The sequence below is a fragment of the Pseudomonas sp. Fl5BN2 genome (genome assembly GCF_009908205.1).
Classification (GTDB): Bacteria; Pseudomonadota; Gammaproteobacteria; order Pseudomonadales; family Pseudomonadaceae; genus Aquipseudomonas.
Genome location: NZ_JAAARL010000025.1, coordinates 58,651 through 65,641 on the forward strand (window position 1 = coordinate 58,651; position 6,991 = coordinate 65,641).

1 protein-coding gene is annotated in these 6,991 nt (G+C 67.0%); it reads left to right on the forward strand.

Annotated elements, in window-relative coordinates; translation table 11 throughout:
• Positions 1 to 325 precede the first annotated feature (325 nt).
• Positions 326 to 6,706, forward strand: coding sequence for a non-ribosomal peptide synthetase (locus GV819_RS27765; protein ID WP_161759230.1), 6,381 nt, complete (start codon positions 326 to 328; stop codon positions 6,704 to 6,706).
• The last annotated feature ends 285 nt before the right edge of the window (positions 6,707 to 6,991 follow it).

Genomic DNA, 6,991 nt, shown 5'->3' on the forward strand with positions numbered 1-6,991 from the left:
GTCAGGAGCGTCGTGTACGGATAGCCAATCTCCTACAGCTGATTCAGCAGATCAGCAGGTGCTACGGGAGCTTGGGTGCAGGCCCCTGGCCCGCGTTCCATCGGGGGCTTGCCAGGCTCCGGGCACCCCGTGGACTGTCCGGGTTTCGGGTGACATACAGGCCCCGGGGCCGATGCTTAAATCCGCGAACGCCGGTGCCCGGACCATCACCTGAGAAGGACCTTATGACGCATTTTTCTGCCACTGTCGTGGGCGCCTTCGCCGCGCAAGCCACCCTTGCCATCCACTGCCCGCAATCCGCCGCATGCCCGGTCCGGGGGTGCTCATGAACGTCGCAGCGTTGTCGAACCAAGGCCTGCCACTGACTGCCGGGCAGCGCGATATCTGGCTTGACCAACTGAGCCGTGGCGACTCGCCGCTGTACAACATTGGCGGTTATGCGGACCTTCAGGGGCCCTTCACGCCAGAACTGATGCAGCGCACGGTGGAGTTGCTGGTGCATAAGCACGATGTGCTACGCACTGTGCTGTCCCTTGAGGGCAGTGATGATGGCCTGCCTTTGCAGTACTTTGACCGGCAGTGGCCGGTGCAGCTGGAATTCCATGACCTGTCGCAGGAGAGCGATCCACTGGCCGCCGCCCAGGCGCGGATTCGCTGGCAGATGCAGCAGCCATTCAAGCTCAGCGGCGAGCGCCTGTGCCGTTTTTCGTTGTTCCGCCTGAGCCCCAGCCATCACCTGATGGAAGTCGAGGCCCACCACTTGATCCTCGACGGTTGGGGCTTCGCCCAGCTGTCCCAGTCTCTGGGGGGGCTCTACAGCGCCCTGGTGCAGAACGAGGAACCGCAGGCCTCGGCGCCGTCCTTTATCGACTTCATCGAGGATGACGCCCGCTACCACCAGTCCAATCGCTACGCCCGGGACCGGGACTACTGGCTGGACAAATACCGCACCTTGCCGGAGCCGCTGCTGCGCCCGCGCTATCGCCCGTCCCAGGACGCCACGACCCCCGGTGCGACCCTGGTGCAGGCCTTCCCCGCAGCCCTGCATGAACGGATGAAGGCCCTGGGCAAAAGCGCCGGGGCCTCGGCCTTCCATGTGCTGCTGGCGGCGTTGCATGTGTATTTCACCCGGGCCGGGCAGCGCGACGAATGGGTCCTGGGCATGCCGGTGCTCAACCGACCGAATGCTGCGTTCAAGGTGACCCTGGGCTCCTTTACCCAGGTCAGTGCGGTGCGCATGGATTTTGGCCGCGAGCTGACCTTCGAAGCCCTGGTGGTGGCGGTACGGGATGTGTTGAAGCAGGATTTCCGCCACCAGCGTTTTCCCCTGAGTGAACTCAATCGCACCCTCGGATTGCTGCGAGAGGACCGAGGGCAGCTGTTCGAATTGTCGCTGTCCTATGAACTGGAGGACCTGGACTACCGCTACGGCGAGGCGCAGGCCTCGTCGGTGAAGGTCTCCAACCGCCATGAGCCGACGCCCCTGGCGATTCACCTGCGCAGCAACAGTTTCGATGACAGCGCCTGGATGCATTACGTCTACGACTCGGCGTTTTTCCAGCCCCACGAAATCGAGGCCCTGGCGGCCTGCCTGATCCATGTGCTGGAACAGGGGCTGGAGAACACTGCCTTGGCGGTACAGCGGTTCTCGTTGCTGACCAGCGCTGCCGATGCCTGTCTACAAGCATGGAATGCCACCGACCAGCCGCTGGCTGACGAGCCGCGCATTCACACCCGGGTCGAGGCCTGGGCCCAGCGCACCCCGCAGGCCATTGCCCTGATGGCCCAGGGGCAATCACTGAGTTATGCGCAGCTCAATCAGCGGGCCAATACCCTGGCACTGCACCTGCAGGCGCTCGGCGTGCGCCCTGACGATCGGGTGGCGATCATTGCCCGGCGCAGCCTGGAAACCCTGGTGGGACTGCTGGCGATCCTCAAGTCCGGGGCCGCTTATGTTCCTCTGGATCCGGCCCATCCCCCAGAGCGCCTGGCTTATCTGCTGGAAGACAGTGCCCCGGTGGCGGTGCTGAGCCAGGTGAAGCTGCGCGAACGCCTGCCGGCCCTGGCGGTGCCACTGATCGAGCTGGACAGCCCGCTGTGGGCCCAGGGCTCGGCAGACAATCCCCAGGTGGCGGGGCTGACGGCGCAGCACCTGGCCTATGTGATCTACACCTCGGGTTCCACCGGCTTGCCCAAGGGCGTGATGGTGGAACACCAGAGCCTGTCGAACCTGGTGGACTGGCATTGCCAGGCCTTCGACCTGCATTCGGGCAGCCACACTTCGAGCCTTGCCGGGTTTGGCTTCGATGCCATGGCCTGGGAGGTCTGGCCGGCCCTGTGCGTCGGCGCGACCCTGCACCTGGCGCCGGTCAGCGACGGCCCCGAAGACCTCGACAGCCTGCTCGCCTGGTGGCGGGCCCAGCCCCTGCAGGTGAGCTTTTTGCCGACGCCGGTGGCCGAGTACGCCTTCAGCCAGCAGCTTGGCCATCCAACCCTGCGTACCCTGCTGATCGGTGGCGAGCGCCTGCGCCAGTTGCCCGGCCAGCAGCGCTTCAAGGTGATCAACAACTACGGCCCTACCGAAGCCACGGTGGTGGCCACCTCCGGGGCCATCGAGCCGGGGCAGGTCCTGCATATCGGCCGGCCCATCGCCAATACCCGGGTGTACCTGCTGGATGACCAGCAACGCCTGGTGCCGATTGGGGTCGCCGGCGAGCTCTATGTCGGTGGCAGCGGGGTGGCCCGGGGTTACCTCAACCGCGCTGAACTGACCGCCGAACGTTTTCTCCGCGACCCTTTCAGTGCTCAGCCTGGGGCGCGCCTGTACCGCACCGGCGACCTGGCCCGCTGGCTGGCGGACGGCTCCCTGGAATACCTGGGGCGCAATGACGATCAAGTGAAGATCCGCGGCCAGCGCATCGAGCTGGGAGAAATCGAAACCCGCCTGGGGGCCCATCCGGCCCTCCAGGAAGCGGTGGTCCAGGTCCGCGACGGTCAGTTGGTGGCCTGGTTCAGCGCCCGCCAGGAGCTGCCGATCACCCAGCTACGGGACTACCTGCGCCAGCAGTTGCCGGACTACATGGTGCCGATGGCCTACGTGAAACTCGACGCCTTGCCCCTGACCGCCAACGCCAAGCTGGACCGCAAGGCCCTGCCGGCGCCCGGGCCGCAGGCCTTGATCAGTCGCGAATACCAGGCGCCCCTGGGTCCGTTGGAAACCACCCTGGCTGCGCTGTGGGCCGAGGTGCTGCAGGTCGAGCGGGTCGGGCGCAACGATCACTTCTTCGAGCTGGGCGGGCATTCGCTGCTGGCCCTGCAACTGATCCAGAAAATGGGCCAGGCGGGCCTCGCGGCCGATGTGCGGGTGCTGTTCGGCCAGCCGACCCTGGCCAGCCTGGCCGCTGCGGTAGACGCTCATCAGCCACTGGCGATCCCGGCCAACCGGGTGCCCGCCGGGTGCTCGCGAATTACCCCACAGATGCTGGCCCTGGTGGACCTCGACCAGGACGCCATCGACCGGGTGGTGGCCACGGTTCCTGGCGGCGCCGCCAATGTGCAGGAAATCTACCCCCTGGCACCGCTGCAGGAAGGCCTGCTCTACCACCACATGACTTTTGCCGAACGTGACCCTTACCAGCAGCACGCGCTGTTCGCCTGCGCCCGTCGCGAGGACCTGGACGCCTTCGCCCAAGCCCTGCAGGCGGTGATCGAGCGCCACGACATCCTGCGCACCAGCCTGGTCTGGGAAGTGCTGGAGCAGCCGGTGCAGGTGGTCTGGCGCGAGGCCCGGCTGCCGGTGGAAGAGTGGCTGCCGCCAGCCGCGGGCGGCGAGGTGCTCGAGCAATTGCGCGCGCATTACGATCCACGCCAGCGCCCGCTGGACATTCGCCAGGCACCGATGCTGGCCCTGGCCTGGGCCGAGGACCGGGTCAACCAGCGCTGGATCGCCATGCTGCGCTTTCATCATCTGGTCAACGACGCCACTTCAACCGCCGTGCTGATGGCGCAAATCGCTGCCCATATGGGCGGTCAGCCGCCGCTGCTGGCGCCGGCCTTTGCCTACCGCGACTACGTGGCCCGCACACGGCTGGGGCAGGCGTCGCATGCCGCGTTCTTCAGTGAGTACCTGGCCCAGGTGGACGAGCCGACCCTGGCCTTCGAGTTGCAGGAGCGGCCGGGGCAGGTGTTGGATCATCAAGTGGCCGGCGCGCTGCTGGACGCCAGCCTGAGCCAGCGCCTGCGGACCCAGGTGCGCCAGCTCGGGGTCAGTGCCGCCAGCCTGTTTCACCTGGCCTGGGCCCTGGTTCTGGGCCGCGCCAGTGGCCGCGAGGACGTGCTGTTCGGCACCGTACTGCTGGGCCGCTTGCAGGCCGGGCCGGGCGCCGATCAGGCGCTGGGCATGTTCATCAACACCTTGCCGCTGCGGCTGGAGCTGGCGGGGCAGACGGTGGCCGCCGGCTTGCGCCAGACCCAGGAGCGCCTCAGTGCACTGCTGGCCCACGAACACGCGCCGTTGTCCCTGGCTCAGCGTTGCAGCGGGGTGGCCGCGCCGACCCCGTTGTTCAATGCCTTGCTCAACTACCGGCACAACGTGGCTGGCGACGCACACGCGCTGCTGCAAGGGGTGCCGGGAGTGGCGCTGCTGAGCAGCGAAGAAGTGCTCAGCTATCCGCTGATGCTTGCGGTGGACGACCTGGAACCGGGCTTTCGCCTGGGCACCCGGGCGCCTCGGCGGGTCGGCGCGCAGCGTCTGCTGGGTTACCTGACCGTTGCCCTTGAGGGGTTGGTCGAGGCCCTCGAACAGGCGCCGCAAACTGCGCTCGACAGCCTGTCGATCCTGTCGACGGCGGAGTATCGGCAGCAGTTGCTGGAGTTCAACGCCAGTGACTCCGACTACCCTCGCGAGCTGACCCTGCATGGGCTGTTCGAAGCCCAGGTACGGCGCACGCCCCAGGCCATTGCGCTGCAGGCCGGTGAGCAGCGGCTGAGCTATGAGCAGCTCAACCGGCGAGCCAACCAACTGGCTCATCACCTGCGTGGGCAAGGCGTGGGGCCGGATGTGCGGGTGGGGCTGTGTGTCCAGCGCAGCCCAGAGCTGGTGATCGGCCTGCTGGGCATCCTCAAGGCCGGCGGCGCCTACGTGCCCCTGGACCCGGAATACCCGGCGGAACGCCTGCACTACTTGTTGCAGGACAGCCAGCCGCTGGCGGTGCTGGTGCATCAGCCGACCCGCGCATTGCTGGAGACGTCGGCAGTGCCTTTGATCGATTTCGACCGCAGCACCTGGCACCAGGGGCCGCAGCACGATCCGCTGGTGCCGGGGTTGAACGTCTCGAGCCTGGCCTATGTGATCTACACCTCGGGCTCCACCGGCCAGCCCAAGGGGGTGATGGTCGAGCACCGCGGCCTGGGCAACCTGATGCACTGGAGCTCGCAGCTGTGTCCGGGCGCGGAGCAGGGCACCTTGTTGCAAAAGGCCCCCTGCAGTTTCGACGGCTCGGTCTGGGAGCTGTTCTGGCCCCTGGTCAACGGCATGCGCCTGCTCCTGGCGCGCCCCGACGGCCATCGCGATCCGGCCTACCTGGCGCAGCTGGTGCGCGAGCAGCAGGTGACGATGATCAAGTTCGTGCCGGCGATGCTCTTGCAGTTCCTGCAACTGCCGGAGGTCAGCCTGTGCCATAGCCTCACCGATGTGTTCTGCGGTGGCGGTGAACTCACCGAAGCCATCGCTCGGCTGTTCCAGCAACGCCTGCCCAAGGTGCGCCTGCACAACGTCTACGGCCCCACCGAGGCCACGGTGGACAGCAGCGCCTGGACCCTGGAGCCCGGGGCGCCGGTGCCGCCGATCCAGCTGCCGATTGGCCGGGCCATTACCAATACCCGTCTGTATGTCCTGGATGCCCATGCCCAGCCGGTGCCACTGGGCGTCAGCGGTGAGCTGTACATCGGCGGCATCGGGGTCGCCCGAGGCTACCTGGGCTTGCCGCAGTTGCAGGCCGAGCGCTTTATCGACAGCCCCTTCGTCGCCGGTGACCGGCTGTACCGCAGCGGCGACTTGGTGCGTTACGGCGCCGACGGCAACCTCGAGTTTCTCGGCCGCAACGACTTCCAGGTCAAGCTGCGGGGCCTGCGCCTGGAGCTTGGGGAAATCGAGGCGCGGCTGGCGACCCATCCGGCCCTGCGGGAGGTGGCGGTGCTGATGCGCGAAGAGCGCCTGGTGGCTTATTTCAGCCTGCACGATGGCGTCGTGGTTCCTGGCATCGAGGCCTTGCGTGCCCATGTCCTCGAGCGCCTGCCGGAGTACATGGTGCCGGCGGCCTTTGTGCGGCTCGCAGCCTTGCCCCTGAGTGCCAACGGCAAACTGGATCGCAAGGCCTTGCCGGAGCCCGGGGCAGACGCGGTGTTGAGCCGGGCGTTCGAAGCCCCCGAAGGCCCGCTGGAAACCATCCTGGCGCGACTCTGGGCCGAGGTGCTGCAGGTTGAGCGAGTGGGGCGCCACGACCACTTCTTCGAGCTGGGCGGGCATTCCTTGCTGGCGGTCAGCCTGGTGGCGCGGATGCGCCAGGAAGGCCTGCACGCGGATGCCCGGCTGCTGTTCAGCCAGCCGACCCTGGCGGCCTTGGCGGCCAACACCCGACCCTCGTCGCCGCGCCTGGAAATACCCGCCACCACCATTCCCCAGCTCAAGCGCCAACGGCGTCTCTGACCCCGCCTGACGGCCCTGTATCTGCGCCGGCACCTGGGCCGGCGCGCTGCGTGGCACCACTCCGGGACAGGGCCCGGGCCTTGTCCCGGCTTCCCATGTCAGCCCCTTGGGGGCGGATGTTTTAGCGTTTCCAGGCTGCCGGGAGCCCTGGCGGGTTCACTGTCCCTGGCGTTCCTGTCGGCGGGCGGCAGTTCGACGCTCGGGCACTACGCCGCCCCTGAAAGGTTGCATCTGAAACAAGGACGTTCTCTTCAACCGTTTCCGAATTCTCAGGCAGGTTATCCA